Source organism: Streptomyces sp. NPDC015346, assembly GCF_043078785.1.
Taxonomy (GTDB): Bacteria; Actinomycetota; Actinomycetes; order Streptomycetales; family Streptomycetaceae; genus Streptomyces.
This window is the reverse complement of sequence record NZ_JBIBTW010000010.1, coordinates 30,223-54,554: the sequence shown is the minus strand read 5'-3', so window position 1 is coordinate 54,554 and position 24,332 is coordinate 30,223. Positions and strand designations below refer to the sequence as shown.

27 protein-coding genes are annotated in these 24,332 nt (G+C 71.3%); 7 read left to right on the top strand and 20 right to left on the bottom strand.

Annotated features, from left to right (window positions below):
• The first annotated feature begins 13 nt into the window (after nucleotides 1-13).
• Nucleotides 14-754 (top strand): SURF1 family protein, encoded by a 741-nt coding sequence (locus tag ACF06X_RS30255; RefSeq protein WP_392290485.1) that lies wholly within the window; start codon nucleotides 14-16, stop codon nucleotides 752-754.
• Between the two features lie 86 nt (nucleotides 755-840).
• On the opposite strand, the gene ACF06X_RS30250 is transcribed toward ACF06X_RS30255, so the two are convergent.
• From ACF06X_RS30250 to ACF06X_RS30220, 7 genes are all read right to left on the bottom strand, one after another.
• A complete protein-coding gene (locus ACF06X_RS30250; protein WP_392290484.1) occupies nucleotides 841-2,097 on the bottom strand; it encodes a hypothetical protein in 1,257 nt (418 codons plus the stop codon).
• Nucleotides 2,094-2,762, bottom strand: coding sequence for a SigE family RNA polymerase sigma factor (locus ACF06X_RS30245; protein ID WP_392290483.1), 669 nt, complete (start codon nucleotides 2,760-2,762; stop codon nucleotides 2,094-2,096). The genes ACF06X_RS30250 and ACF06X_RS30245 overlap by 4 nt, the downstream gene beginning before the upstream one ends.
• Nucleotides 2,763-3,040: 278 nt before the next feature.
• Nucleotides 3,041-4,102 (bottom strand): aspartate-semialdehyde dehydrogenase, encoded by a 1,062-nt coding sequence (locus ACF06X_RS30240; protein ID WP_392290629.1) that lies wholly within the window; start codon nucleotides 4,100-4,102, stop codon nucleotides 3,041-3,043.
• Between the two features lie 63 nt (nucleotides 4,103-4,165).
• The gene (locus tag ACF06X_RS30235) at nucleotides 4,166-5,437 is read right to left on the bottom strand and encodes an aspartate kinase (RefSeq protein ID WP_158988350.1); all 1,272 of its coding nucleotides are present in this window, start codon (nucleotides 5,435-5,437) and stop codon (nucleotides 4,166-4,168) included.
• A gap of 244 nt (nucleotides 5,438-5,681) precedes the next feature.
• Entirely contained in the window at nucleotides 5,682-6,356 is a 675-nt protein-coding gene (locus ACF06X_RS30230) for a DUF5063 domain-containing protein (protein WP_392290482.1), read from the bottom strand.
• A gap of 57 nt (nucleotides 6,357-6,413) precedes the next feature.
• Nucleotides 6,414-7,013, bottom strand: a complete 600-nt coding sequence (gene recR, locus ACF06X_RS30225; RefSeq protein ID WP_158988352.1) for a recombination mediator RecR — start codon at nucleotides 7,011-7,013, stop codon at nucleotides 6,414-6,416.
• Between the two features lie 72 nt (nucleotides 7,014-7,085).
• Complete coding sequence (locus ACF06X_RS30220; protein WP_158994433.1) at nucleotides 7,086-7,421, bottom strand: YbaB/EbfC family nucleoid-associated protein; 336 nt, start codon at nucleotides 7,419-7,421, stop codon at nucleotides 7,086-7,088.
• 304 nt (nucleotides 7,422-7,725) lie between these two features.
• Here ACF06X_RS30220 and ACF06X_RS30215 point away from each other — a divergent pair, with 304 nt between their 5' ends.
• Nucleotides 7,726-8,445, top strand: coding sequence for an SLATT domain-containing protein (locus ACF06X_RS30215; RefSeq protein ID WP_392290628.1), 720 nt, complete (start codon nucleotides 7,726-7,728; stop codon nucleotides 8,443-8,445).
• A 109-nt stretch (nucleotides 8,446-8,554) separates the two neighbouring features.
• On the opposite strand, the gene ACF06X_RS30210 is transcribed toward ACF06X_RS30215, so the two are convergent.
• The 3 genes from ACF06X_RS30210 to ACF06X_RS30200 all read right to left on the bottom strand — a co-directional run bounded on the left by ACF06X_RS30210 (nucleotide 8,555) and on the right by ACF06X_RS30200 (nucleotide 11,505).
• On the bottom strand, nucleotides 8,555-9,205 hold the full coding sequence (locus ACF06X_RS30210) for a hypothetical protein (protein WP_392290481.1): 651 nt from the start codon (nucleotides 9,203-9,205) through the stop codon (nucleotides 8,555-8,557).
• Between the two features lie 134 nt (nucleotides 9,206-9,339).
• Nucleotides 9,340-10,071, bottom strand: coding sequence for a GntR family transcriptional regulator (locus ACF06X_RS30205; RefSeq protein ID WP_392290480.1), 732 nt, complete (start codon nucleotides 10,069-10,071; stop codon nucleotides 9,340-9,342).
• Nucleotides 10,072-10,143: 72 nt separating this feature from the next.
• Nucleotides 10,144-11,505 carry an aspartate aminotransferase family protein gene (locus ACF06X_RS30200; protein WP_392290479.1) on the bottom strand — a complete coding sequence of 454 codons (1,362 nt, stop codon included), beginning with the start codon at nucleotides 11,503-11,505 and terminating at the stop codon, nucleotides 10,144-10,146.
• A 219-nt stretch (nucleotides 11,506-11,724) separates the two neighbouring features.
• Here ACF06X_RS30200 and ACF06X_RS30195 point away from each other — a divergent pair, with 219 nt between their 5' ends.
• Together ACF06X_RS30195 and ACF06X_RS30190 are read left to right on the top strand one after the other, a co-directional pair.
• Nucleotides 11,725-12,378 carry a DJ-1/PfpI family protein gene (locus tag ACF06X_RS30195; RefSeq protein WP_392290478.1) on the top strand — a complete coding sequence of 218 codons (654 nt, stop codon included), beginning with the start codon at nucleotides 11,725-11,727 and terminating at the stop codon, nucleotides 12,376-12,378.
• Entirely contained in the window at nucleotides 12,375-12,848 is a 474-nt protein-coding gene (locus tag ACF06X_RS30190; RefSeq protein ID WP_392290477.1) for a MarR family winged helix-turn-helix transcriptional regulator, read from the top strand. The genes ACF06X_RS30195 and ACF06X_RS30190 overlap by 4 nt, the downstream gene beginning before the upstream one ends.
• 44 nt (nucleotides 12,849-12,892) lie before the next feature.
• Here ACF06X_RS30190 and ACF06X_RS30185 read toward each other — a convergent pair whose 3' ends face one another.
• Nucleotides 12,893-13,837 carry an NADP-dependent oxidoreductase gene (locus tag ACF06X_RS30185; protein ID WP_392290476.1) on the bottom strand — a complete coding sequence of 315 codons (945 nt, stop codon included), beginning with the start codon at nucleotides 13,835-13,837 and terminating at the stop codon, nucleotides 12,893-12,895.
• A gap of 155 nt (nucleotides 13,838-13,992) precedes the next feature.
• Here ACF06X_RS30185 and ACF06X_RS30180 point away from each other — a divergent pair, with 155 nt between their 5' ends.
• Nucleotides 13,993-15,516: a substrate-binding domain-containing protein gene (locus ACF06X_RS30180; RefSeq protein ID WP_392290475.1), complete on the top strand. Its 1,524-nt coding sequence runs from the start codon at nucleotides 13,993-13,995 to the stop codon at nucleotides 15,514-15,516.
• Nucleotides 15,517-15,628: 112 nt separating this feature from the next.
• The gene (locus tag ACF06X_RS30175; protein ID WP_392290474.1) at nucleotides 15,629-17,524 is read left to right on the top strand and encodes a serine/threonine-protein kinase; all 1,896 of its coding nucleotides are present in this window, start codon (nucleotides 15,629-15,631) and stop codon (nucleotides 17,522-17,524) included.
• Between the two features lie 58 nt (nucleotides 17,525-17,582).
• Here ACF06X_RS30175 and ACF06X_RS30170 read toward each other — a convergent pair whose 3' ends face one another.
• The 3 genes from ACF06X_RS30170 to ACF06X_RS30160 are packed head-to-tail and all read right to left on the bottom strand — an operon-like array spanning nucleotide 17,583 to nucleotide 19,549.
• On the bottom strand, nucleotides 17,583-17,918 hold the full coding sequence (locus ACF06X_RS30170; RefSeq protein WP_392290473.1) for a hypothetical protein: 336 nt from the start codon (nucleotides 17,916-17,918) through the stop codon (nucleotides 17,583-17,585).
• On the bottom strand, nucleotides 17,915-18,565 hold the full coding sequence (locus ACF06X_RS30165; RefSeq protein ID WP_392290472.1) for a DUF6232 family protein: 651 nt from the start codon (nucleotides 18,563-18,565) through the stop codon (nucleotides 17,915-17,917). The genes ACF06X_RS30170 and ACF06X_RS30165 overlap by 4 nt, the downstream gene beginning before the upstream one ends.
• A 42-nt stretch (nucleotides 18,566-18,607) precedes the next feature.
• The gene (locus ACF06X_RS30160; protein ID WP_392290471.1) at nucleotides 18,608-19,549 is read right to left on the bottom strand and encodes a LysR family transcriptional regulator; all 942 of its coding nucleotides are present in this window, start codon (nucleotides 19,547-19,549) and stop codon (nucleotides 18,608-18,610) included.
• A gap of 89 nt (nucleotides 19,550-19,638) precedes the next feature.
• On the opposite strand from ACF06X_RS30160, the gene ACF06X_RS30155 reads away from it, so the two are divergent.
• Nucleotides 19,639-20,469 carry an oxidoreductase gene (locus ACF06X_RS30155; protein ID WP_392290470.1) on the top strand — a complete coding sequence of 277 codons (831 nt, stop codon included), beginning with the start codon at nucleotides 19,639-19,641 and terminating at the stop codon, nucleotides 20,467-20,469.
• 178 nt (nucleotides 20,470-20,647) lie between these two features.
• Here the strand turns inward: ACF06X_RS30155 and ACF06X_RS30150 are convergent, their stop codons facing one another.
• The 6 genes from ACF06X_RS30150 to ACF06X_RS30125 form a co-directional block, all read right to left on the bottom strand.
• The gene (locus ACF06X_RS30150) at nucleotides 20,648-20,893 is read right to left on the bottom strand and encodes a type II toxin-antitoxin system HicB family antitoxin (protein ID WP_392290469.1); all 246 of its coding nucleotides are present in this window, start codon (nucleotides 20,891-20,893) and stop codon (nucleotides 20,648-20,650) included.
• A 140-nt stretch (nucleotides 20,894-21,033) separates the two neighbouring features.
• On the bottom strand, nucleotides 21,034-21,306 hold the full coding sequence (locus ACF06X_RS30145; RefSeq protein ID WP_392290468.1) for a hypothetical protein: 273 nt from the start codon (nucleotides 21,304-21,306) through the stop codon (nucleotides 21,034-21,036).
• The gene (locus tag ACF06X_RS30140; RefSeq protein ID WP_392290467.1) at nucleotides 21,306-21,650 is read right to left on the bottom strand and encodes a hypothetical protein; all 345 of its coding nucleotides are present in this window, start codon (nucleotides 21,648-21,650) and stop codon (nucleotides 21,306-21,308) included. The genes ACF06X_RS30145 and ACF06X_RS30140 overlap by 1 nt, the downstream gene beginning before the upstream one ends.
• 197 nt (nucleotides 21,651-21,847) lie before the next feature.
• Entirely contained in the window at nucleotides 21,848-22,039 is a 192-nt protein-coding gene (locus ACF06X_RS30135) for a DUF397 domain-containing protein (RefSeq protein ID WP_392290466.1), read from the bottom strand.
• Between the two features lie 13 nt (nucleotides 22,040-22,052).
• Nucleotides 22,053-22,904: a Scr1 family TA system antitoxin-like transcriptional regulator gene (locus ACF06X_RS30130; protein WP_392290465.1), complete on the bottom strand. Its 852-nt coding sequence runs from the start codon at nucleotides 22,902-22,904 to the stop codon at nucleotides 22,053-22,055.
• A gap of 85 nt (nucleotides 22,905-22,989) precedes the next feature.
• A complete protein-coding gene (locus ACF06X_RS30125) occupies nucleotides 22,990-24,273 on the bottom strand; it encodes an adenylosuccinate synthase (protein WP_392290464.1) in 1,284 nt (427 codons plus the stop codon).
• Between the last annotated feature and the right edge of the window lie 59 nt (nucleotides 24,274-24,332).

The following is a 24,332-nucleotide window of genomic DNA, read 5'->3' as shown; positions in this document are numbered from 1 at the left end:
GTACCGTGGAGGGGTGTACCGGTTCCTGAAAACGCCCCGCTGGTGGGGGATCAATGTCTTCGTCCTGCTGGCGATCCCCTTCTGCCTGTTCATGGGGACCTGGCAGATGGGCAAGTTCGAGGACCGCGTCGACTCCCACCGGGAGGCGGAGCGCGCCCCGGACCCGGGGACGCTGAGGGCCGAGCCGCTGGAGCGGCTCCTGCCGGTGGACAAGGAGACCTCGGGCCGGCACGCGGAGGCGAGCGGCAGGTACGGCGAGCAGTTCCTGGTGCCGGACCGTGAGCTGGACGGCCGTACCGGCAGCTACGTCCTGACGATGCTGAAGACGGAGAGCGGCACGTCGCTGCCGGTGGTACGGGGCTGGCTGCCGGCCGGTGCGAAGGCACCGGCCCCGCCGACCGGCGAGGTCACCGTGGTGGGCGCCCTGCAGGCCTCGGAGAACGCGGGCAGCAAGGGCGTCCATGCGGCGGGCGGGCTTCCCGAGGGGCAGCTCGGCATGATCAGCGCGAGTTCGCTGATCAACGTGGTGCCGGACAAGGTCTACGACGCCTGGGTCACCCTCACGGACTCCCCCGCCGGCCTGACGCCGGTCCCGGCGACCGCGGCGGCCGGGACGTCCCTGGACCTCAAGGCCTTCCAGAACCTCGGGTACACGGCGGAGTGGTTCGTCTTCGCGGGCTTCGTCGTCTTCATGTGGTTCCGGCTGCTGCGCCGTGAGGCCGAGGCGGAGCGGGACGCGGCCCTGGGCCTCTGAGTCGCCTCTCCGAGACCCGGGGGCCTGAGACCCGGGGGGGGGCCTTCTCCGGCCCCCGATGGCCCTGCTGAGGGGCCGGCCGGTCGCTACGAGGCGGCCAGCACTCCGGTGCGGTAGATCGTGCCGGCGCAGGCGTTCGGGATCGTCGTCTCCGCCGCGGGGCTGCCCGGCTCCGCGGTGTGGCTGACGGCGATGGAGCCGTCCGCGGGGGTCCCGTCCGCCGTGCCGAGCTGGGGGGCCGTGTTCTCGCCCGTCGAGTCCGTCCCGGACGAGCCGGTGCCGCCCGCCGAGGTGCCGCCCGTGCCGCCCGTGCCGTCGCCGTCCGGGCTGGTGGTCGGGTCCGGCGGGGTGCCAGTGGTCGGGCAGGTCTCCGTGGGGACCCAGGCGAACCGCACCTCGTAGGCGTTGTCCGGCTTGAGGACGAGCGTGGGGGTCTCCAGCGAGGGGTCGGGCAGGCCGCTCGCCGGGTCCCCGGCCGCGTGATCCACGACCGTGATCTTGGCCGGGTCCGCCGCTCCGAGCGCCTGGAAGCCGATGCTGCCGGCGCCGCCGACCACGCAGTCCTCGCCGGAGATGTTGGCGATGCGGAAGGTGCCGTAGACCTTCCCCTCCGCGTCCGGGCCGCCCGCCTGCGCGGAGCTGACGCCCAGCTGGCCGGGCTCGCAGACCGGCGAGGAGTCCGGCTGGGACTCGACCGGCCGCGTCGAGTCGGCGCCCGTGCCGCCGCTCTCGTCGGTGGCGGCCTCGGTGGGCGTGCCCGCACCCGCGGCCTCGCCCTGGCTGGGGCTCGTGGCGCCGGCCGACGGTTGGCGGGTCTTCTCGCCGCCCTCGACGCCGGTCTCGGCGCCGGTGCCCGTGCCGCCCTGCGCCTGCTGGCCGTGGCCGGCGTTCACCGACTGGTCGGTGGCGATGCCGCCCGAGTTGGCCACGTGCACGAACGCGGGCACGGCCGTGCCGATCAGTACCACCGCGGCGGCGACCCCGACGATGGCCTGCCGCTTGCGGGCGCGCCGCGCGGGCACCGCGCGGCGCAGATGGTCGAGTGCGCCCTCGGAGGGCTGGAGGTCCGCCACAGCGCCGTGGAACAGGCTCCGCAGCGCCGGCTCCTCGCCGGCGAAGATGCCCTCTCCGTCCTGTCCGTCCTGTCCGCCCTGTCCGTCCTGGTCCGCGAAGGGGCCGTCGCCGCCTGGGCGGTCCTCGGCCCTCGCCTTGTCCGGCCCGTCGTTCACAATCTCGTGTCCCATGTCGTCGCGTTCACCGTCGGGCAGCCCAGTCGTACCGCCGGGTTCCGTACCGCCGGGCAGCCATGCCGTACCGCCGGGTTCCTCACCGTCGGAGCTCATGCCGTCGCCTCCATCGCGACGCGCAGCGCCGCGATGCCACGCGAGCCGTACGCCTTCACCGACCCCAGGGATATGCCCAGCGTCTCGGCGACCTGGGCCTCCGTCATGTCCGCGAAGTACCGCAGGACCAGCACCTCGCGCTGCCGTCGCTGCAGCCCGCGCATCGCCTTGATGAGCGCGTCGCGCTCCAGCTGGTCGTACGCCCCCTCCTCGGCGCTCGCCATGTCCGGCATCGGCTTGGAGAGCAGCTTGAGGCCGAGGATGCGGCGGCGCAGCGCGGAGCGCGAGAGGTTGACGACCGTCTGGCGCAGATAGGCGAGCGTCTTCTCCGGGTCCCTGACCCGGTTACGGGCGGAGTGGACGCGGATGAACGCCTCCTGGACCACGTCCTCGCAGGAGGCGGTGTCGTCGAGGAGCAGCGCGGCGAGGCCGAGCAGCGAGCGGTAGTGCGCCCGGTAGGTCTCGGTCAGATGGTCGACGGTGGTGCCCGCGGCCATGGTGTCGTCAGCGCTCTCGCGCGGCGACGGGATGCCGCTCACCCCGGCCGCCCGGGTTCGGGCGGGCATGGGGGCGATCACCGGCATGCCGCCGGCCGGGCGCGGCCGCCTGAGCGGGCGCACTCCGCGGAGCGGGACCACCGCTGCGATGTCGAGTACCTCTGCCACGCCTGTTGGACACGCTTCCCCCCGTCAGGGTTGTACGCGTACGCCACCGTTTTTGACGGTGTGCAGTTCGCCCTCATGCGTACACGCTCTTCCCCAATGCCCCGTTTTCTCCGCGCGTTGTGCGACACACCACAGAGGCGCACACAGAGATGCTCCCACCCAACTACCGGTCGCGGTAAGCGGGAAGAGCATCGTCGAACATGGCATCGCCCCAGTTCAAGAGCCCTTTGTCGGTGACTTGATCACAGGGGCTTCACAGATCCTACAAAAGTGAACGGTCAACCGACGCCGATTTCCGGACGGATGACACTCTCGGCGATCTGCAGGGCGTTCAGGGCCGCGCCCTTGCGCAGGTTGTCCCCGCAGACGAAGAACTCGAGGGCCCGCTCGTCGTCCATCGAGCGACGGACCCGCCCCACCCAGGTGGGGTCCGTGCCCACGACGTCGGCCGGCGTCGGGAAACCGCCCGCGGCCGGATCGTCGTAGAGCACCACGCCCGGGGAGGTCGCCAGGATCTCGTGCGCGCGCCCGACCGTGACCGGGCGCTCGAACCGCGCGTGGACGGAGACGGAGTGCGCGGTGACCACCGGTACCCGTACGCAGGTGGCGGCGACCGGCAGCCCGGGAAGGCCGAGGATCTTGCGGGTCTCCTCGCGGATGCGCAGCTCCTCGGAGGACCAGCCGTCCTCCATCGGCGTCCCCGACCAGGGCAGCACATTGAGCGCGACCGGCCCGGGGAAGGGCCCCGTGTCGTCGCCGACGGCCCGCCGCACGTCACCGGGACGGTGGCCCAGCTCGGTCCCCGCGACCAGCGACAGCTGCTCCCGCAGGGCCGCGACACCCGCCTGCCCGCCGCCGCTGGCAGCCTGCTGGGCGGTCACCACCAGCTCGCCGACGCCGAACTCGGCGTGCAGGGCGCCCACGGCGACGATCAGCGCCAGGGTGGAGCAGCCGGGGCTCGCGACGATCCCGCGCGGCCGTACCCGTACCGCGTGGGGATTGATCTCGGGGACCACCAGCGGCACGTCGGGGTCCGCCCGGAACGCCGCGGAGGTGTCCACGACGACCGCGCCCTTGGCGGCCGCGATCGGCGCCCACCGCGCCGCCACGTCCTCGGGCGCCAGGAGGAGGACGAGGTCGACGCCCTCCAGGACGTCCTCGCTCAGCGCGAGGACCTCGGCCTCCTCCCCGCGCACGGCCAGCTTGCGGCCGGCCGAGCGGGGGGAGGCGACGAGTCGGATCTCGCCCCAGACGTCGGCGTGCTGCGACAGGAGCTGGAGCATCACCGCGCCGACGGCCCCGGTCGCTCCCACGACCGCGAGCGTCGGCTTGCGGTGCAACAACTCCACGTCAGGCAGCACGCCGGGCCCCACGGCGCGTCGGGCCCCACGTCAGGGCGCAGGTCACCGGCCGGTGCCGCCGTAGACCACGGCTTCGTCCGAGTCGCTGTCCAGACCGAAGGCGGTGTGGACGGCCGTCACGGCCTCGTTCACGTCGTCCGCGCGGGTGACGACCGAGATGCGGATCTCGGAGGTCGAGATCAGCTCGATGTTCACCCCCGCGTCGGACAGCGCCTGGAAGAAGGAGGCGGTGACGCCCGGGTTCGTCTTCATACCGGCGCCGACCAGCGAGATCTTGCCGATCTGGTCGTCGTAGCGCAGCGATTCGAAGCCGATCGCGCCCTTCGCCCGCTCCAGGGCGTCGATGGCCTTGCGGCCCTCGGCCTTGGGGAGGGTGAAGGAGATGTCCGTCAGGCCCGTGGAGGCGGCGGACACGTTCTGCACGATCATGTCGATGTTGATCTCGGCGTCCGCGACGGCGCGGAAGATGGCCGCGGCCTCGCCCGGCTTGTCGGGCACGCCGACGACGGTGATCTTCGCCTCGGAGGTGTCGTGGGCGACACCGGAGATGATGGCCTGCTCCACCTTGCGTTCCCCTTGCGGCTCATTGCTGACCCACGTGCCCTGCAGCCCCGAGAAGGACGAGCGGACGTGGATCGGGATGTTGTAACGACGTGCGTACTCGACGCACCGGTGCAGCAGCACCTTGGAGCCGGAGGCGGCGAGCTCCAGCATGTCCTCGAAGGAGATCCAGTCGATCTTCTTCGCCTTCTTCACCACACGCGGGTCGGCCGTGAACACACCGTCGACGTCGGTGTAGATCTCGCAGACCTCGGCGTCGAGCGCGGCGGCCAGCGCCACGGCCGTGGTGTCGGACCCGCCGCGGCCCAGCGTGGTGATGTCCTTCTTGTCCTGGGACACGCCCTGGAAACCGGCCACGATCGCGATGTTGCCCTCGTCGAGGGCGGTCCGGATCCGGCCCGGCGTGACATCGATGATGCGCGCTTTGTTGTGGACCGAGTCGGTGATGACACCGGCCTGGCTGCCCGTGAACGACTGGGCCTCGTGGCCCAGGTTTTTGATCGCCATGGCCAGCAGGGCCATGGAGATCCGCTCTCCGGCGGTCAGCAGCATGTCGAACTCACGCCCGGCAGGGATCGGGGATACCTGCTCGGCGAGATCGATCAACTCGTCCGTCGTGTCGCCCATCGCGGAAACCACGACGACCACCTGGTGGCCGTTCTTCTTGGCATCCACGATCCGCTTGGCGACGCGCTTGATGCCTTCGGCATCGGCAACGGAGGAGCCTCCGTACTTCTGCACGACAAGGCCCACGTGCGCTCCTCGCTCAGGTCTCTGCCGCAGTCATTACTGCGGTCGGCTCAGTTTAACGAGCAGCCCGGAATCGCCGACCGTATATCACATCCTGAGATGTCCCGCTCAGGTTGTGATCACGCCCGCCGGCCCGGACTGCCCGTGGTCGACCCCCTGCCCCCAGGGGAGCGAGCTACGCGGAGTTGTGGGAGGGGTCACAAACCCCAGGTCACGGCGGCCCCGGGCCACTCCCCTTCGGTGCGCGCTACTTCTTCAACGCGCCCTTGCGGGACACCAGACCCAGCGGTCCGGCGATCTCGCGCGCCATCACCCGGCCCGCCTCCTCCGCCAGCTCGTCCTCCGCCAGGTCCTCGTCGATGTCGAGGCCGTCCAGCTCCGCCAGCGGCTGGTCGAGGCGGACGTGGGAGACCAGCGACTGCAGGGCGCGCAGGGTCCCGGACGCGGTCGGTCCCCAGTTGGAGAAGTAGGAGAACTGCCACCACCACAGCGCCTCAGTCGTCCGGCCCGCCCGGTAGTGGGCCAGGCCGTGCCGCAGGTCCGAGATGATGTCGGCGAGGTTGTCGGAGATCCGGCAGGGCACCGGCGCCTTGCGCGGCTCGTACGGGTCGAAGACCTCGGAGAAGACGTCCACCGGCTCCAGCAGCACCGCGAACCGCATGCGCAGCTCGTCCAGGTCGACGTCGGGGCCTGTGTCCGGCTCGTACCGCTCGTCCGGGAGGATGTCCTCGTGCGCTCCCAGGCGGCCGCCCGCGAGCAGCAGCTGCGAGATCTCCAGGAGCAGGAACGGCACCGCACTGTCGGGCTCGTCGCCCTTGGCCACTTCCGTGGTGGCGACGATGAAGGACTCGATCGAGTCGGCGATCTGGACCGCGAAGTCGTCCGGATCCTGCGTGATGGAGTGCAGCGTGGCGTCAGACATCGAGGGTGCCTCCCTTGTGCTCACGAGTGAGCGCACGAGCCGTTGTCGGCCCTGTCGTCATACATCTAGCAGGCGCCGCCCCTCGAAGGCACGGCCCAGCGTGACCTCGTCCGCGTATTCGAGATCGCCGCCGACGGGGAGACCGCTCGCGAGACGCGTGACCTTCAGTCCCATGGGCTTGATCATCCGCGCCAGGTACGTCGCGGTGGCCTCGCCCTCCAGATTCGGGTCGGTCGCGAGGATCAGCTCGGTGACCGTGCCGTCCGCGAGCCGGGTGAGCAGCTCGCGGATGCGCAGATCGTCCGGGCCGACGCCCTCGATCGGGCTGATCGCGCCGCCGAGCACGTGGTAGCGGCCGCGGAACTCACGCGTCCGCTCGATCGCCACGACGTCCTTCGGCTCCTCGACCACACAGATGACCGAGAGGTCCCGGCGCGGATCGCGGCAGATGTTGCACTGCTCCTGCTGCGCCACATTGCCGCAGACCGCGCAGAACCTGACCTTCTCCTTGACCTCCAGGAGCGCGTGCGCGAGACGGCGGACGTCCGTCGGCTCGGCCTGGAGGATGTGGAAGGCGATCCGCTGCGCGCTCTTGGGACCGACGCCGGGCAGCCTGCCCAGTTCGTCGATGAGGTCCTGAACCACGCCTTCGTACAACGGAACGCCCTTCCGGGGAGTGCTTGATTCTTACGGTAGTGGCTGCCGGGGCGGCTTAGAAGCCCAGCGGGGTCAGAAGCCCAGACCCGGCATTCCGCCCAGGCCCTGCGTGAGCGGACCGAGCTTGGCCTGCTGCAGCTGCTGCGCGTTGTCGTTGGCCGCCTTGACCGCGGCCACCACCAGGTCGGCCAGCGTCTCGGTGTCCTCCGGGTCGACGGCCTTGGGGTCGATCACCAGTCCGCGCAGCTCGCCGGAGCCGGTGACCGTCGCCGTCACCAGGCCGCCGCCCGCCTGGCCCTCGACCTCGGTCGCGGCGAGCTCTTCCTGGGCGCGGGCGAGGTCCTGCTGCATCTTCTGGGCCTGCTGCAGGAGCTGCTGCATGTTGGGCTGGCCACCACCGGGGATCACGGTCACTCACTCCTGGTGTCTCGCTGACGACTGTTCGGTACGCCGAGTGTTCGGTACGCCGAGCCTACGTGGTCCGTGCCGCCGCTGCCGCCCAACTCTTTCGAGTGAGAAACTGCGGGCTCCTCTACCTGATCAAGACGCTCTTGCGGGCGGAAATCCCGGGATTCCGGGCCCACAGCCCACCATTCGGCGGTAGGAAGGGCAGGCACCACGTGCACCGCACGTCACAGAAGGACACGAGCGCCGAGAAGGACACGAGCGCCGAGCTGAACAGAGGAGTGCCCCGGTGAGCCAGCAGCCGGAGATGCAGCCGCCGCAGCCGTCGGCGGGACAGCCCGGAGGCGCCGCCGCGAGCAGCGATCTGACCGGGACGCCGTTCCCGCTCGGCGACTGGGGCGAGCCCGCGGAGCGTCTGGACGAGCTGTACCGCTGGGTCGAGTCCAACGCGCTGCGCACGGCGGAGTGGTACCTCTCCGACCGGGTCTGGAAGCGCCGCTGCGCGCGCGTGCTGCGGGCGGGTACGGCGCTGGGCGTCATCGCGGGCGCGGCGCTGCCCCTGCTCGACCTGACGGGCGTCGCGGACGGAGCGGCCGGGTGGGGGTATCTGTCCCTCCTGCTCGGCGCGGCGTGCATCGGCTGCGACCGGTACTTCGGTCTGACGTCGGGGTGGATAAGGAACGTGGCGACGGCGCAGGCGGTGCAGCGCCGGCTGCAGGCGCTGCAGTTCGACTGGGCGTCGGAGAGTGTGCGCGAGGTCCTCGGGCCGACGGAGGGGACGGCGAGCGAGGCGGCGGAGCGGTGCCTGGGGGTGCTGCGCCGGTTCTCCGAGGACGTGACGGAGCTGGTGCGGGCGGAGACGGCGGACTGGATGGTGGAGTTCCGCTCGGGCCCCGCGCCGCTGGCCCTCCAGTCGGTGGGCACGGGCCCGCCCCGCCCCGAGGGGCCGCCGGCCGCGGCCCGCTTCCCGCTCCCCCCGGGGACCCGCCCGAACATGCCGCGCCAGCGTCCGCCGGAGCCTCGCTGACCACTGGCCGCTGGACGGTTGGCCGCTGACCGCCGCTGACCGCCGCCGACAGCGACGAAAGGCCGCCCCGGGACTCCTGGGGCGGCCTTTCGGGGCAACGGGGAGGGGTTCAGCTGAGGATGATCATCGAGCCCTGTCCGAGGCTCCGGGTCGCCGCCGCGTGCAGCCCGAGCCACACATGCCGCTCGCGGGCGAAGGGACTGTCGTCGTACGCGATCGGCCCCGCCGGTTCCTCCAGCGAGGTCGGCCGCTCCGGCGGCAGCGGCGCGGCCGGCGGGTTGGCCGGGTCGATCCCGATCGAGGACGCGACGAACTCCAGCTCCCGCAGCAGCCCGTGCGAGGACCCGAGCGGCCCGCCGCCCTCGAGGAGTTCGTCGTTGAAGAGCGGGACCGGGAAGTCCACCGGGACGTACGCACCGGCGTGGTCGTAGTGCCAGACCAGGTGGGACTGCTGGGCCGTCGCCTCGAACATCTCCAGGAGCTGTTCGTAGTCACCGCCGAGCTCGTCGACCGGTTCGACCGCGAGACCGCACATCCGCAGCAGATAGGCGCGGCGCAGGAAGTGCAGGGCGTCGTAGTCGAAACCGGCGACGGGCGCCACGTCGCCGGAGAGCCCCGGCATGTAGGCGAAGACGGGGACGGTGGGCAGTCCGGACTCGGTGAGGGCCTTGTCGTAGGCGGCGATCTCTTCGGCGAAGGGATTGTCGGGGCTGTGGCACAGCACGTCGACGAGGGGGACCAGCCACAGGTCACAGGCCAAGGGAGGCTCGCTCTCCGTCAGTTGCAGGGACGGCCAGGGTAGTCGGCGCGGTCCGCGTCGCACACCCGCTGGTGACCTGCCCGCCGGCGCCCCGCGTCAACCCGCCGCGTCGCCGGACGGGGTCCACCGCCGGCTCACGTCGCGAGCCGCTCCAGCCGGTCCGCCCACTCCAGCGACTGCCTGTTGTACGCCCGTACGACCGCGATCGCCGCCTCCGCGTCGCCGAGCGTCAGCGCGTCGACGAGGTCCACGTGTCCGCTCCACAGCCAGCCGAGCAGGTCACGGTCGGAGCGCAGGTACGGCACGGAGAAGACCCACGCCTGGACGCGGAGCCGGTGCAGGAAGTCGGCGATGTAGTCGTTGGCGGAGACCAGCCGGGCCAGCTCGCGCCAGTAGCGGATGTCGTACCCGATGAGGATGTCCAGGTCACCGGCGCGGGCCGCCCGTACCGCCGCCTCGCCCCGGCGCCGTACCGAGAGGAACGCGACCCCGCGCGTCACGTCCGGCTCGGGGGCGGAGCCCGAGGCAGCGGCAGAGGCAGGGAAGGGGGCGGGGGCGGGGCGTACATGGCGGCGGAAGATGCCGTCGACGACGAGCATGCGGGCCTCGACCATCCCGCGGTAGTCGTCGACCGAGAACTGGTGCACCCGGAATCCGCGGTGCTGGTCGGAGTCGAGCAGCCCCTGCGCGGAGAGGTCGACGAGGGCTTCGCGCACCGGCGTCGCGGACACGCCGTACTGCTCGGCGATCTGCTTGACGGTGAATTCCTCCCCCGGCTGCAAACGCCCCGCGAGGACCTCGTCACGCAGCGCGTCCGCGATCTGCCGCCGCAGGGTGTTGCGGGTGACAGCTCCGCTCGCGGGCATGATGGTCGGCCCCCTCCGTCCGGTTCCGGGACACCCTAGACCAGACGGAGGGAAACCCCCGCGTACGTATGTCTACGCGGTGTGCTCGTCGGCCACGCTCAGCGCCGCGTCCAGGGCGGCGAGGCCCTCCTTGACCTCGGCCTCGGAGACGTTGCAGGCGGGGACGGCGTGGGTGCGGTTCATGTTGATGAAGGGCCACAGGCCGTGCTTCTTGGCCGCCGCGCCGAAGGCCGCCATGGGGGCGTTGGCCTCACCGGTCGCGTTGTACGGCACGAGAGGCTCGCGCGTCTCCTTGTTCTTGACGAGGTCGAGCGCCCAGAACACGCCCAGGCCGCGCACCTCGCCGACCGAGGGGTGCCGCTCGGCCAGCTCACGCAGGCCGGGACCGAGGACGGTCTCGCCGATGTGGGCGGCGTGCTCGACGACCTTCTCGTCCTCCATGACCTGGATGGTGGCGACGGCGGCGGCGCAGGCCAGCGGGTGACCGGAGTAGGTGAGCCCGCCCGGGTAGGGCCGCTTGTCGAAGGTGGCGGCGATCTCGGCGCTGATCGCGACTCCGCCGAGCGGTACGTAGCCCGAGTTCACGCCCTTGGCGAAGGTCATCAGGTCGGGCACGACGTCGAAGTGCACGGCGGCGAACCACGCGCCGGTCCGGCCGAAGCCGGCCATGACCTCGTCGAGGACGAAGACGATCCCGTACCTGTCGCAGATCTCGCGGACGCCGGCGAGGTAGCCGGGCGGCGGGGTCATGATCCCGGCGGTGCCGGGGACGGTCTCCAGGATGATCGCGGCGATGGTCGCCGGACCCTCGAAGGCGATGGTGTCCTCCAGGTGCGCGAGGGCGCGCTCGCACTCCTGCCGCTCGTTCTCGGAGTAGAACGGCGAGCGGTAGAGGAAGGGCGCCCAGAAGCGCACGACGCCGGCGGAGCCGGTGTCGGAGGCCCAGCGGCGCGGGTCGCCGGTGAGGTTGATCGCGGTGGAGGTGCCGCCGTGGTACGAGCGGTAGGCGGAGAGCACCTTCTGGCGGCCCGTGTGCAGACGGGCCATCCGGACGGCGTTCTCGACGGCCTCGGCGCCGCCGTTGGTGAAGAAGATCTTGTCCAGGTCGCCGGGGGTGCGCTCGGCGATGAGGCGTGCGGCCTCGGAGCGTACGTCGATGGCGAAGGCGGGCGCGAAGGTGGTGAGCTTCGCGGCCTGCTCCTGGATGGCGGCGACGACCCTGGGGTGCTGGTAGCCGATGTTGGTGTAGACGAGGCCGCTGGTGAAGTCGAGGTAGCGGTTGCCGTCGTAGTCCCAGAAGTACGAACCCTCGGCGCCGGCGACGGCGAGCGGGTCGATCAGGCCCTGGGCGGACCAGGAGTGGAACACGTGCGCACGGTCGGCGGCCTTCACGGCCGCGCCGGCCTGGGGGTCGGGTTCGACATGAGGGGTCATGCGGCCAGGGTAAGGATGCGCAGGTCGGAGCGGCCATGACCATCTTGTCCACCGAGACCGGGAGGGACGCGACACCTTGGTGGGACTCGATTGCGGGCGTATGAGGGATGCCGGAGCATTGACAGCGCACTGTCGACATGACAGCCTTCTGTCATAGGCGCACGGCACCGACAGACATCGACAGGCACCACCAGGCACCGACAACCGCAGGAGCCCACCATGTCCCGCACCGTCCATCTCGCCGTCTACGACACCCTCGCCGACTGGGAGACCGGCCACGCCACGGCCTGGCTGGCCAGGTCCGAATTCACGGTGAAGACCGTGGGCCCGTCCACCGACCCCGTCACCTCCATCGGGGGACTGCGCATCACCCCCGACCTGGCCCTCTCCGAGCTGCGCCCGGAGGACAGCGAGCTGCTCATCCTGCCGGGCGCCGATCTCTGGGACACGAGCGACGACCTCGCGCCGTTCGCGGCCGCGGCCCGCCGCTTCCTCGACGCCGGCACGCCCGTCGCCGCCATCTGCGGCGCCACCGCCGGTCTCGCCCGCGAGGGCCTGCTCGACGACCGCTCGCACACGAGCGCCGTCTCGTTCTACCTGGCCGCCACCGGCTACAAGGGCGCCGACCACTACGTCGACACGGACGCGGTCACGGACACCGGCGACGGTGTGGGCGACCTCATCACGGCGGGTCCCACGGAGCCGGTCGCCTTCGCCCGCGAGATCCTCGGCCGGATGGGCGCCTTCGAGGGCTCGAAGCTCGACGCCTGGTACCGCCTCTTCCACGACTCGGACCCGGCGGCGTTCGAGGAGCTCAACGCGGAGGACGCGACGGCCTCGGAGGACGCGGCGACCTCGGACGAGGAGTCGTGAGCCGCGAGGAGCAGGACGCCCTGTCCCGTACGGCCCTCGGCGTCTTCCGCCTCAACGGCCAGTTCCTCGCGGTCTCGGAGGAACTGGCCCGCCCGGCCGGCCTGACCGCCGCCTGGTGGCAGGTCCTGGGCGCCGTCCTGCGCGAGCCGCTGCCCGTCGCCGGGATCGCCCGGGCCATGGGCATCACCCGCCAGAGCGTCCAGCGGATCGCGGACCTCCTGGTGACCCAGGGCCTCGCCGCGTACGAACCCAACCCCGCCCACCGCCGCGCCAAGCTCCTCACGCCCACCCCCGAGGGCCGCGCGGCGATCGCCCGCATCGACCCGGGCCACGCCGAGCTGGCGGCGCGGCTGACGCGCGAACTGGGCGGCCTGGAGGCGTTCGAGAAGACCGCACGGGCCCTGGAACGCCTGTCGGCGGCGATGGAGGCGATCAGCGCGAGCCAGACGCCTCCCCCTTCGCCCGGATAGGGACGCCTCCCCCTTCGGCCAGATAGGGGCGCCTCCCCCTTCGCTCAGACGAGCAGGACCAGGCGGCCCGGGCGGTGGCCCGCCTCCACCCGGCGGTGGGCCTCCGCCGCCTCCTCCAGCGGCATGACGTCCGCCACCCGGGTCATCAGCTTCTTGGCCGCCACCTGCTCCAGCATCTCCTTCAACCGCGCCTGGTCCGGCCTGCCCCGTACCGCCGAGACCGAGATGCCCCGCTCGGCGGCGGGCATCCGCTCCTGCGAGGCCGAGACGAAGACACCGTCGTCCTTCAGCGCCGACAGCAGCGGGGCGCCGAGCAGCGCCGCGTCGAAGATGCCGTCCACGCGTTCCGGGAGGTTCGTGAGCGCGCCCGTGATCTCGGCCGGCGGCGCGCCCCGGGGCACGGGCAGGACGTGCGCGGCGCCGAGCACACCGAGTTCGTACTCGTCTCCCGGGAGGCCGAGGGCGATCACCCGCAGGCCGTCCGCCACCGCGTGCTGCACCGCGAACCGCCCCACCACACCACTCGCGCCGGTGATGAGCACGGTCGACCCCGAAGGGAGCCCCAGCTGGTCGATCGCCTGCCGGGCCGTCACGGCGGACAGCGGCAGCGACGCCGCCGCGATGAAGTCCACGTCGTCCGGGATCGGGGCGAGCCACTCCGGCTCGACCAGGATGATCTCGGCATAGGTGCCCTGGCCGCCCGTCTCCATCCAGGGCACGAACCCGGCCACACGCGTTCCCGCCGGCAGCCCGGGCACCGGGTCGAGGAGGGTGCCCGCGAAGTCGGAGCCGAGGACGAACGGCGGAGTGAGGGTGCCGAGGATGGCGGCCCGCGCGCCGGAGCGGATCTTCAGGTCCTCCTGGTTCACGGAGGCCGCCTTCAGACGCACCCGTACCCGGCCGGGAATCTCGCCGGGCTCGGGCTCGGGCCGGCGGGCCATCCTCAGGACCTCAGGGCCGCCGTAGGCGGTCACTTCGACGACACGCATGGGGTTCCTCTCCGACGGGGCCCCCTGGTCGCCATTACACCCACGCTCCCCACCCCCGGCAACCGCTGTCCGGCCACCTGAACGAACGAAGAACTCCAGGTGGCGGCGCGCGACACCACCCCCCGGCTCGCACAGGCGTCCGTACCGTCGCGGGCATGGAGTGGATAACCGCAGAGAACGTCATCGCCGTGGTCACCGCGCTCATCGGTGTCCTCGTGTCGGCCGGTGTCGTCGCCTACGAACGCTTCATGCAGCGGGGCAGGCGGCTCGGCTACCGCGTACAGCTCAACACCCCGCTCAGGGACGGGCCCGAGACCGTCGGCGACCTGACCGTACGGGACGGCGAGGTCGGCAGCACCGGCGGTTCCAGCCTCGTCCTGCTCCGCATCGAGAACGACGGGCTCCGCGACATCTACCACGGGGACTACGAACGGTCCGACGACTTCGAGGGGCTGCGGGTCACCTTCGACGACAAGACCGTGCAGGCCGTCGTCGCCACCATCCCCCGCGCCTTCGGCCGGGTGAAGCGCAACCTGGAGGCGGAGCCCGGGCTGCGCAAGGAGGGCAACGCCGTCCTGATGCCCAAGGTGTCACTGAACCGCAAGCAGTACTTCAAGCTGCTCGTCCTGCTCTCCGGGCCCGTGGCCCCCGACGAGATCGAACTCACCGGCACGCTCAAGGAAACCGACATCCACCGCAACCACAGCAGGAGCGTCGACGACCGGACCCCCACCTTCAGCCCGGCGGCCCGCAACATCGTCCTGGCTCTCACCGCCTGTGTGATCACCCTCGCCACGATCATCGTCCGCACCGAGCCCCCACCGCCCATCGGCTGCGCCCGGGGCACCCTCACCGTCACCGGGTCGACCGCCTTCGCCCCGGTGGTGCGGGAGCTGGCGAAGAAGTACGAGAAGGACTGCGACGGCGCCACCGTCGTGGTCGACGCGCACGGCTCGACGGCCGGCATACGGGAGTTGGCGGCGGTCGGGGCGGCGAGCGGCAAGGGCTCCCCGGCGATGATCGCGCTCTCCGACGGGCGCAAGCCCGGCGGCTTCCCGCAGCTGCGGGAGTCCATGGTCGCCGTCTCCCTCTTCGCCCTCGTCGTCAACGACGAGATACCGCTCACCAGCCTCACCCTCGACGAGATCCGTCGCCTCTACCGCGGCGACATCACCAACTGGAAGGAGATCCCGGGCGGCCCCGACCGGCCGGTGCTGCTGGTCAGCAGGGACGCCAACTCCGGTACGCGGGAGGTGTTCCAGCGCCGGGTCCTGGACCGCAACGAGCCGGCGAACTCCTCCCTGGACTGCGAGACCAAGGACGACCCGGCGGCGCCGGTGGTGCGCTGCGAGCTCGGCAGCACGGAGCAGGTGCTCGCGACGGTGGCCCGGCTGCCCGGGGCCATCGGCTACACCGAACTGCGCGCCGGCACGGGGCTGAAGGGCCTGCACCGGATCGCCGTCGACGGCCGCGTGCCGAGCGTGGACGAGATCGGCGAGTCGACGTATCCGTACCGGGAGATCGAGTACGCGTACACCTGGGGGCAGCCGCCCGCCGACTCGCTGACCTCCAGTTTCCTCACCTATCTGAGCCGGGGCAGCGGCCAGGACGTCATCCGCACCCACGGGCACCTGCCGTGCGCGACGCCCAAGGGACTGCGGATCTGTGGTGAAGGCTGAGAACGGGCCGGGTGCAGCCGGGTACAGGGGTGAGAACCGGCGGGGGCGAGGGTGCGAACCGGCGGGGGACAAGGGTGAGACCCGGCGGGGGCGTCTGGCATCCTCTTTCGTCGTGGAGCCATTGAACGCGGAAGACCCGGTCAGCATCGGCCCGTTCCGCCTGCTCGGCCGACTCGGCGTCGGCGGAATGGGCCGGGTCTTCCTGGCGCGTTCGTCGGGCGGCCGCACGGTCGCGGTGAAGGTCGTGCACACGGAGCTGGCGGCGCAGGACGAGTTCCGGCGCCGGTTCGCCCGTGAGGTCGCCGCCCTGGAGCGGGTCGGCGGCACGGGCACGGCCCCGGTGCTCGGTTCCGACACGGCGGCGCCGGCGCCCTGGGTGGCCATCGGCTACGTCCCGGGGCCTTCGCTTCGCTCCGTGGTGGGCGACGAGTTCGGGCCGCTGCCCACCACGACCGTGCGGGCGCTGGCGGCCGGACTCGCCAAGGCGCTGACCCATGTGCACGCCGCCGGGCTCGTCCACCGCGACCTCAAGCCCTCCAACGTCCTGCTCACCGTCGACGGCCCCCGGATCATCGACTTCGGCATCGCCCGCGCCGTCGACACGATCACCGACGGCGGGCTGACCAGCACCGGCGCGGTGGTCGGTTCGCCCGGCTTCATGTCCCCGGAGCAGGTGCGGGGCGAGAAGCTGACGCCGGCCTCGGACATCTTCTGCCTCGGTTCGGTGCTCGTGTACGCGGCGACCGGCCGCTCCCCGTTCGGTACGGCGGACAGCGGCGTCCACGCCACGATGTTCCGCATCGCCCACGACGAGCCCGACCTGACGGGCCTCGCCCCCGAACTCAGCGGCCTGGTGCGGGCCTGCCTCGTCAAGGACCCGGCCCGCCGGCCGTCGGCCGCCGAACTCGCCGAGACGATCACGGTCCCCGACCCGTGGCTGCCGGCGGAGGTCCTGGCCCGCCTCGGCCGCCACGCGGCCCAGCTCCTGGAGGCGGAGGCGGCGGCGGGAGAAAGCGGGACCGGGACCAGGACCGGCACCAGGACCGGCACCGGCACCGGCACCGCGGGCGGCGACCCCACGCCCGTACCGGCCACGGCGCCGAAGCCGCACCGGCGGCGCCGCACCGGGCTGATCGCGGCCGCCACCGCGCTCGTCGTGGCCGCGGCCGCCTCCCTGACGTACGTCTTCTGGCCCGACCCCGCCAAGGGCGCCGACGAGCAGAAGAACCGCGCCCGCGGCCAGACCGGCGACGTGTCGGCCCGCCCGGCCGGGATCGTCCCCGCCGCCTTCCTCGGGGCCTGGGAGGGCGTGCAGCGCGGATCGGCCGACCACCCCCGGGAGACCGCCCGGATCGAGATCGGCCAGGGCGCGGCGGGAGCGAAGACCGCCGTCTACGTCCAGGTCAGCGACGAGCGGCTCTGCATGGGGCGCTCCCGCCTCGTCTCGGCCGACGAGGACAAGGTGGTCCTCGGCGAGTCCGACGTGACCACGAGCGTCCCCGCCCAGCGCTGCACGCCGGCCGCCCACCAGACACTTACCCTGCGCTCGCCCGACGTCCTGGAGTGGTCGTCGGGCGCGGCGAAGGCCACCTTCCGCAAGGCACGCACGGGTACGGACATCGTCCCCGCCGCGTTCGTCGGCACCTGGAAGATGAAGAACGACCCGCTGGTCTACGGCGAGAACGCCGACCGCTACACCGACGAGGTGACCATCACCCAGGGCCCCATCGGCGCCCCCGTCTACCGCAGCGTGCAGGTCTATCCCCGCCAGGACGAGGAGGGCAACCTCACCGGTGACGCGGTCAGCTGCACCTGGACGGCCATGCTGGCCGGCTCCGGCACCCCCCTGGTCATCGGCCCCACGACCCCCGACCCGGACTCCTCCGACCCTGACTGCAGTCAGACCGGCAACTCCGGCTACCTGACGATCGTCCGCTCGGAGGGCAAGGAGCGGCTGCTGGTCTTCCCCATGCTCGACGGGGAGCCGGGGGAGTACCACCGCCGCTGAGAGCCCCGGGGGGGCCTGGGGGGCCTGGGGGGCCTGGGGACGTCCCCAGGGAGCGTCCCTAGGCGCCGAGCAGTTCGAGGAGGGCGCGGACCGAGTCGAGGACGGGCTGTCCGATCGCGCCGGCCGTCGCCGCGATGCCCGCGACGGCCATGAGGGCGCGATGCCGTTCGCGCGGCGGTACGTCGGCGGCGGGGGCGAGGGCCGGGAGCACCTCGTCGATGGACTGGGCGGCGACCGGCGACACCTGGGCGCGCAGCTCCTGAAGCTGCCGGAGCAGCTCCGTGACGGCCGCGTCGAGGTTCGGGGAGGACGTCGTCCCGTAGTTGACGATGCCCTGGTTGCCCTGGCCGCCGTACATGTTGACGGTGGGCCCGTAGTAGTGGTCGCCGCTCATGAGTTGCTCACCCCGGTGTTGCCGTTGCCGCCGTACATGTTGACGTTGTCGCCGAAGTAGTAGTTGCTCGGGTTGATGGCCAGCGTCTGCACGTGCATGGTGAACTCGCTGGCCGGGTTCTCGATCGCGTCCGCGAGGGAGCGGACGAGTTCGTGCAGGTGAGCGGGGTTCTGGGCGGTGACGAGCGCGGTCGAGGGTCCGGAGGTCTCGACGGCGAGGACGAAGTGGGACTTCGCGGCCAGGACGGAGATCATGTCCCCGACCGCGTAGAGCAGGAACGCGACGGTGAAGAACCAGATCAGGTCCAGGTACCCCTCGCCGTCGGAGTCGAGGCGCGAGATCGCGGCGATCAGGCTGAGACCGATCGCGGTGAGGAGCGCGAACGCGAACCTCTTGAGGCAGCGGACGACGGCGTCCTTGCGCCGCGGATGCAGCGTGAAGGTGTAGACGCGGGCGATGTTCCGCAGCGGGTAGCAGGCCCCGCCGACCCAGAGCAGCCGCTTGCTGACCCGCACGTCGACACCGCCCGTGTACCCGGCCGACGCGGCCGCCGCGGCCGCCGGAGCGGGCGGGGCGTACGGCGGCGGCGAGTACGACGGTGGTGGCGGCGGTGGCGATGGCGGTGTCCCTGTCTGCGTCTCGTCCATATCTCCCCCGGAGGTGAAGCCTTGTCAGATCATGAAGGGCCATTAAGCACCTGTCGCACTGTCACCACAAGGCAATTGACGGACGCTCAGGAGTGGGTTTTCGGCCGCCGCCTTCGCGTAGTCGCGGACCAGCGCGCGGGTGTCCTCCGCGCGCCAGGCGAGCGCGAACCGGCTGGGTGGCACCCCGTGGACGGGCCGGGTGACGACCCCGCCCCGGGTCAGCAGCGGCGCGTTCCCCTCGGCCACCAGGCAGATGCCGAGACCGCCGACGAGGGCTTCGTACGTCTCGTCCGTACTGGCTATCTCGGCGCCCACCACCGGCGGACGCCCGTCGCGGGCGTCGAGAGCGAGCCAGTCGTCGCGCAGTTCGGGGCTGGCCGCCGGCAGGGCGAGGAACGGCTCGTCGAGCAGCTCGGCGAAGTCGACGCTCTCGCGGCCGGCCAGGGGGTGTGTCTCGGGCAGCGCGACCAGCCGCGGTTCGGTGGCGACCACCACCCAGCGGTACCGCTCGGCTCCGGCCAACGGCAGCCAGACGAAGGCGACATCGCTCGTCCCGTCGGCGAGACCCGCCGTCGGGTCCTCCCAGCCGACCTGCCGCAGCTTCAGCCGGGCCTCGGGGTGGGCCTCGGTGAAGCGGGAGCGGATCGCGGGCAGCAGCCCGCCCCGCCCGGGGCTCGTACTCATCCCCACGACGAGCGTGCTGCTCGCGGCCTCCCTGGCGCCGCGGACCGCCGCCCAGGCCTCCTCACCCGCGGCGATCACCGCCCGGGCGTGGGGCAGCAGCGCGCTGCCCACCGTGGTCAGCCGCACTCCCTGCCGGTCGCGGTCGAAGAGCACCGCGCCGAGCTGCCGCTCCAGGGCCCTGATCTGCTTGCTCAGGGCCGGCTGCGAGAGGAAGAGCCGCTCGGCCGCCCGGGTGAAGTGGAGCTCCTCGGCGACGGCGACGAAGTACCGCAGATCCCGTACGTGCACATCCATAGCCATGGGTTATCACGACGGATCTTGGACGAGCAACGCCCTTGCGCTGCAGTCTTGTTGAAGGACAAGAAAGAGCGGACGAGGGAGTCACGGACATGAGCAAGGTCTGGCTGATCACCGGCGCGAACAGCGGCTTCGGGCGCGCCTTCGTCGAGGCCGCGGTCGGCGCGGGCGACGTCGTCGTCGCCACCGCCCGCCGGGTCGCGTCCCTGGACGACCTGGTCGCCGCCCACCCCGACCAGGTCGACGCGGTGGCGCTCGACGTCACCGACACGGCCGCGATCGACGCGGTGGTACGGGATGTCGCCGAGCGGCACGGCCGTATCGACGTCCTGGTCAACAACGCGGGCCGCACCCACGTCGGTTCCGTCGAGGAGACCGGCGACGCCGAGCTCCGCTCCCTCTTCGACGTGCACGTCTTCGGCCCGGCGGCGCTGACCCGCGCGGTCCTGCCCCACATGCGGGCGCGCCGCTCGGGGGCGATCGTCCAGCTCAGCAGCGTGGGCGGGCAGATGTCGATGGCCGGCTTCGGTGCCTACAGCGCCACCAAGTTCGCCCTGGAGGGGATGTCGGAGGCGCTCGCCGCCGAGGTGCGCCCGCTGGGCATCGACGTCCTGATCGTGGAGCCGGGCGCCTTCCGTACGAACCTGTTCGGCAACCACAGCCTGAGCGGGGACGGGATCGCCGACTACGCGGACACGGTGGGCGCGACCCGCCGCTACGTGGAGACCGGCGGCGGCACACAGGCCGGCGACCCGGCGAAGGCGGCGAAGGCGGTCCTCGCCGCCCTCGACGCGGAGGAGACCCCGCTGCGTCTGGCCCTCGGCGACGACTCGATCGACACGATTTACGCCCACCTGGAGCAGGTGCGGGGCGACCTGGCGGCCTGGGAGAAGGTGGGCCGGGACACCAAGCTGGACCAGTAGGGAAGAGCGGGGAGCCAGGCACGTCTAGTCGGGCCGGCCTGTTCCGCTGACGGTCACATGGCGTCGATGAGTTGCTCTGCGGTGACCCCGGCCTGGCGCAGTACGTTCGTCAGAGTTCCGCGTGGAACGGGATTTCGGTGCGGCACGACGCATACGACGCTTCCGCGCCAGGGTGGCATCAGGCGGCGGCGCTCACCGTCACGTCGACATCGCCGGACCATGCGTCAGCTTGGCGGGCGGCGATCTCCGCGGTCTCCTCGGACGACAGTTCACCGAGATAAAGCTCAAGAGCCTCGGCGATCATCGTCTTCGCCTCGGCCAGGTCCTTGCCCCAGCTCGTCGTGCCCGTCACCGGCTCCAAGGCGTTGTAGCCGCCCTCGTCGGGTGTGTAGAGGATGTGGAAAGTGAGGTGCTGGTCAGGCATGCCGGTCTCCGTCGTGGTGAGGCGATGTCCGTGATGGAGTGTATGGGCGGCGCGCCGAGCGGCGGGGCTGGTGCGGTGCCCGGGTCCCGCCGTTGAGTGGCGGGGCCCGGGACTCGCGCGGGGGGGGGCGGGCTTCTGCCCTACCGCCTTCGCACGCCCGTGGGTCCCAGAGCGGCCTTGCGGCAGTCCGGGGTCTGGGCGCGGGGTGTGGTCACCGGCTCGCCGTCCAGAGCGAAACAGAGCTGCGCGTGCAGCATCTCGGCCTCGCCGGCGGTGAGCCGGAGGGCGAGGTCGGTGTCGAACTGCCCGTCGCGCAGCAGCCAGAGCGGGATGGAGAGGCTGCCGTCGGCCTCGCGGAGTACGGGCTTGCTGGGGACCCGGCTGATCCGGAGCCCGGAGGTGGGCGCGCCCATCAGACCGTCCCCCCGACGCCGACGCCGACGCCGGTCCCGACGAGTCGCCCGTGGATGACCCAGGGTCCGACGTCGATCCCGTCGAGCGCCAGAGCGAAGGCGATCCGGCGGTCCCGCTGCTCCTGGGCGAGAAGGTACGGCCGTACGAGGGGGCCGCCGGGGTCGAGAACGGGCGCCTCCGCGCGGTGCGGCGCTGGTGCGTGGAGGGGCGCGGTACGGCGGATGAACAGATACCGGCCGGTGGCGGTACGGGGCGGCGGCGCGGGGGCGGCAGCCGCAGGGGCAGGCGGGGTGAGGAGTCGGGTGAGGGTTCGCCACAGGGCGGACCAGATACCGTGGTTCATGCTGACGCTCCTTCGAAGCGTTGGCCATGCCCCGGGGTGCCGCTAACACCGCCGGGGCACTGTCGTTCCACGACGTGACGCGACGGTCACACCGTGGAGTTGAACCGTAACGCCACCCGACGTGTCTCATCAACGTTTATGGACAATCAACGAGCATTCCGCATATGCCAGTTGCCTGCCGGGAACAAACGCGCGAATCACACCAGGTCGTCGAACTCGCCCGCCTTCACCCCGGCCAGGAACGCACGCAGCTTCTGCGGCGACGTCCTGACGACCACTTCGGGGTCGTCACTCTCCCGCACGAGGATGTCGCCCCCGTGTGTGGCGAGTTCGAGGCAGTTCCCGTCGGAGTCCTCCGAGAACGAGGACTTGCGCCAATGAATGTCCACTCTTCTCACGCCTTCAGAGTTGCTGAGCTATCTCGCGGATGAAGTCCCGCGAGCGGTCCGGGCCGAGGGATCGCTCCTCCATGCGGTCGAGGACCACGCGGTAGTTGGCCAGATGCGTCTCGGCGTGAAGGAACCTCGAACCGAGCGGGGTGTCCGACTGCACCGTGTCCAGCTGTCCGACGGGCCCGTAGACGTAGAGGGTGGAACTGCCCGCGCTCGGGAACCCGCCGCCGGCGAACGGCATGACACGAATCGTGACGTGGGCCCGCTCCGACTGTTCCAGCAGGTGGTCCAGTTGAGCCTTCGTCACCCCATCGCCTCCGAATCGCATGCGCAACGCGGCCTCGTGGATGATGAACGTGCAGGCCGGCGGGTCCGGCCGGTCGAGAACGCAGCTGCGCCGGAGGCGGAAGGCGACCTTGCGTTCCAGATCCTCGGACGACAGCGACGGCACGGCTTCCGCGAAGACGGAGCGTGCGTAGTCCTCATGCTGCAGAAGGCCCGGCATGTGCGTGAGCTGCACGGAGCGGAAGGCCACTGCGTGGTGCTCCAACTCGGCGAGATCGAGAACGCCTGCGGTGAGTACGCCCCGGTATTCGTCCCACCAGTTCGAGCCGCGCTCCCTGGCCATGTCAGCGAGGGCGTCGATGTACGCGGTGTCCGGGCACGAGTAGTTCGCGGCCCATACACGCACCCTGTCGGGGCTGACGCCGAAACGTGCCGACTCGGTGTTGCTCATCGTGGTCTTGTCCACGCGGTGCATCTCGGCGGCCTCGGTGAGCGACAGGCCCACATGCTCACGCATCTTCCGCAGCTCCGCGCCCAACCGTCGCTGCCGCTCCGTCGGAGGCTTCCTCGCAGCCATCGCCTCCCCCTTCCGTAGCCTCGGAGGAACCGTAGCGGTGCACGGAAGCCGGTGAGGTCTCCTCACCGGCTTCCATGGTCACCTGTCAGAGGAACGAGTTGATCTCGATCGTCTCGGTGCGGCCCGGGCCGACGCCGATCGCGGAGATCGGGGCGCCCGACATCTCCTCCAGCGCCTTCACGTACGCCTGCGCGTTCTTCGGCAGGTCGGCGAAGGTCTGGGCCTTGGAGATGTCCTCGGTCCAGCCCGGCAGCATCTCGTAGACCGGCTTCGCGTGGTGGAAGTCGGTCTGCGAGTACGGCAGCTCCTCGACGCGCTTGCCGTCGATCTCGTACGCGACGCAGACCGGGATCTGCTCCCAGCCCGTCAGCACGTCGAGCTTGGTGAGGAAGAAGTCGGTCAGGCCGTTCACGCGGGTCGCGTACCGGGCGATGACCGCGTCGAACCAGCCGCAGCGACGGTCACGGCCGGTGGTGACACCGCGCTCGCCGCCGATGCGGCGCAGCGCCTCGCCGTCCTCGTCGAACAGCTCCGTCGGGAACGGGCCGGCGCCGACACGGGTCGTGTACGCCTTGAGGATGCCGATGACCCGGCTGATCTTCGTCGGGCCCACGCCGGCGCCGGTGCAGGCGCCGCCCGCGGTCGGGTTCGAGGAGGTGACGAAGGGGTACGTGCCGTGGTCGACGTCGAGCAGGGTGCCCTGGCCGCCCTCGAAGAGCACGACCTTGTCGTCGTCGAGCGCCTGGTTGAGGATCAGCGTGGTGTCGGCGACGAACGGCTTGATCTGCTCCGCGTACTGGAGCATCTCCTCGACGATCTGGGCGGCGTCGATCGCACGGCGGTTGTAGAGCTTGGCGAGGAGCTGGTTCTTCCCCTCGAGCGCCGCCTCGACCTTCTGGTTGAGGATCGACTCGTCGTACAGGTCCTGGACCCGGATGCCGACGCGGTTGATCTTGTCCGCGTAGGTCGGGCCGATGCCCCGGCCGGTGGTACCGATCTTGCGCTTCCCAAGGAACCGTTCCGTCACCTTGTCGAGGGTGACGTTGTACGGCGTGATGAGATGCGCGTTACCGCTGATGAGGAGCTTGGACGTGTCGACGCCGCGCTCGTTCAGCCCGCTCAGCTCGGAGAGCAGGACCGCCGGGTCGACGACGACACCGTTTCCGATCACCGGGGTGCACCCCGGGGAGAGGATTCCGGAAGGGAGAAGATGGAGCGCGTACTTCTGGTCGCCTACGACGACGGTGTGGCCGGCGTTGTTGCCGCCCTGGTAACGCACTACATAGTCAACGGATCCACCGAGGAGGTCGGTGGCCTTTCCCTTGCCCTCGTCACCCCACTGAGCACCGAGCAGCACAAGTGCGGGCACAGGCGTACACCCCTTCCGGGCGGGGCATGTCAAGGTCAGCGGGCGTCCGCCGCCTCACC

Excerpts from the sequence above, each read along its gene's own strand:
- ACF06X_RS30145 (WP_392290468.1), bottom strand. The coding sequence starts at position 21,306 with ATGGGCGCGCCCACCTCCGGGCTCCGGATCAGCCGGGTCCCCAGCAAG.
- ACF06X_RS30230 (WP_392290482.1), bottom strand. The coding sequence starts at position 6,356 with ATGTCTGACGCCACGCTGCACTCCATCACGCAGGATCCGGACGACTTC.
- ACF06X_RS30165 (WP_392290472.1), bottom strand. The coding sequence starts at position 18,565 with ATGGACGAGACGCAGACAGGGACACCGCCATCGCCACCGCCGCCACCA.
- ACF06X_RS30150 (WP_392290469.1), bottom strand. The coding sequence starts at position 20,893 with ATGCCTGACCAGCACCTCACTTTCCACATCCTCTACACACCCGACGAG.
- ACF06X_RS30130 (WP_392290465.1), bottom strand. The coding sequence starts at position 22,904 with ATGGCTGCGAGGAAGCCTCCGACGGAGCGGCAGCGACGGTTGGGCGCG.
- ACF06X_RS30170 (WP_392290473.1), bottom strand. The coding sequence starts at position 17,918 with ATGAGCGGCGACCACTACTACGGGCCCACCGTCAACATGTACGGCGGC.
- ACF06X_RS30155 (WP_392290470.1), top strand. The coding sequence starts at position 19,639 with ATGAGCAAGGTCTGGCTGATCACCGGCGCGAACAGCGGCTTCGGGCGC.
- ACF06X_RS30140 (WP_392290467.1), bottom strand. The coding sequence starts at position 21,650 with ATGAACCACGGTATCTGGTCCGCCCTGTGGCGAACCCTCACCCGACTC.
- ACF06X_RS30180 (WP_392290475.1), top strand. The coding sequence starts at position 13,993 with ATGGAGTGGATAACCGCAGAGAACGTCATCGCCGTGGTCACCGCGCTC.
- ACF06X_RS30250 (WP_392290484.1), bottom strand. The coding sequence starts at position 2,097 with ATGAGCTCCGACGGTGAGGAACCCGGCGGTACGGCATGGCTGCCCGGC.
- ACF06X_RS30195 (WP_392290478.1), top strand. The coding sequence starts at position 11,725 with ATGTCCCGCACCGTCCATCTCGCCGTCTACGACACCCTCGCCGACTGG.
- ACF06X_RS30185 (WP_392290476.1), bottom strand. The coding sequence starts at position 13,837 with ATGCGTGTCGTCGAAGTGACCGCCTACGGCGGCCCTGAGGTCCTGAGG.
- ACF06X_RS30205 (WP_392290480.1), bottom strand. The coding sequence starts at position 10,071 with ATGCCCGCGAGCGGAGCTGTCACCCGCAACACCCTGCGGCGGCAGATC.
- ACF06X_RS30160 (WP_392290471.1), bottom strand. The coding sequence starts at position 19,549 with ATGGCTATGGATGTGCACGTACGGGATCTGCGGTACTTCGTCGCCGTC.
- ACF06X_RS30200 (WP_392290479.1), bottom strand. The coding sequence starts at position 11,505 with ATGACCCCTCATGTCGAACCCGACCCCCAGGCCGGCGCGGCCGTGAAG.
- ACF06X_RS30215 (WP_392290628.1), top strand. The coding sequence starts at position 7,726 with ATGCAGCCGCCGCAGCCGTCGGCGGGACAGCCCGGAGGCGCCGCCGCG.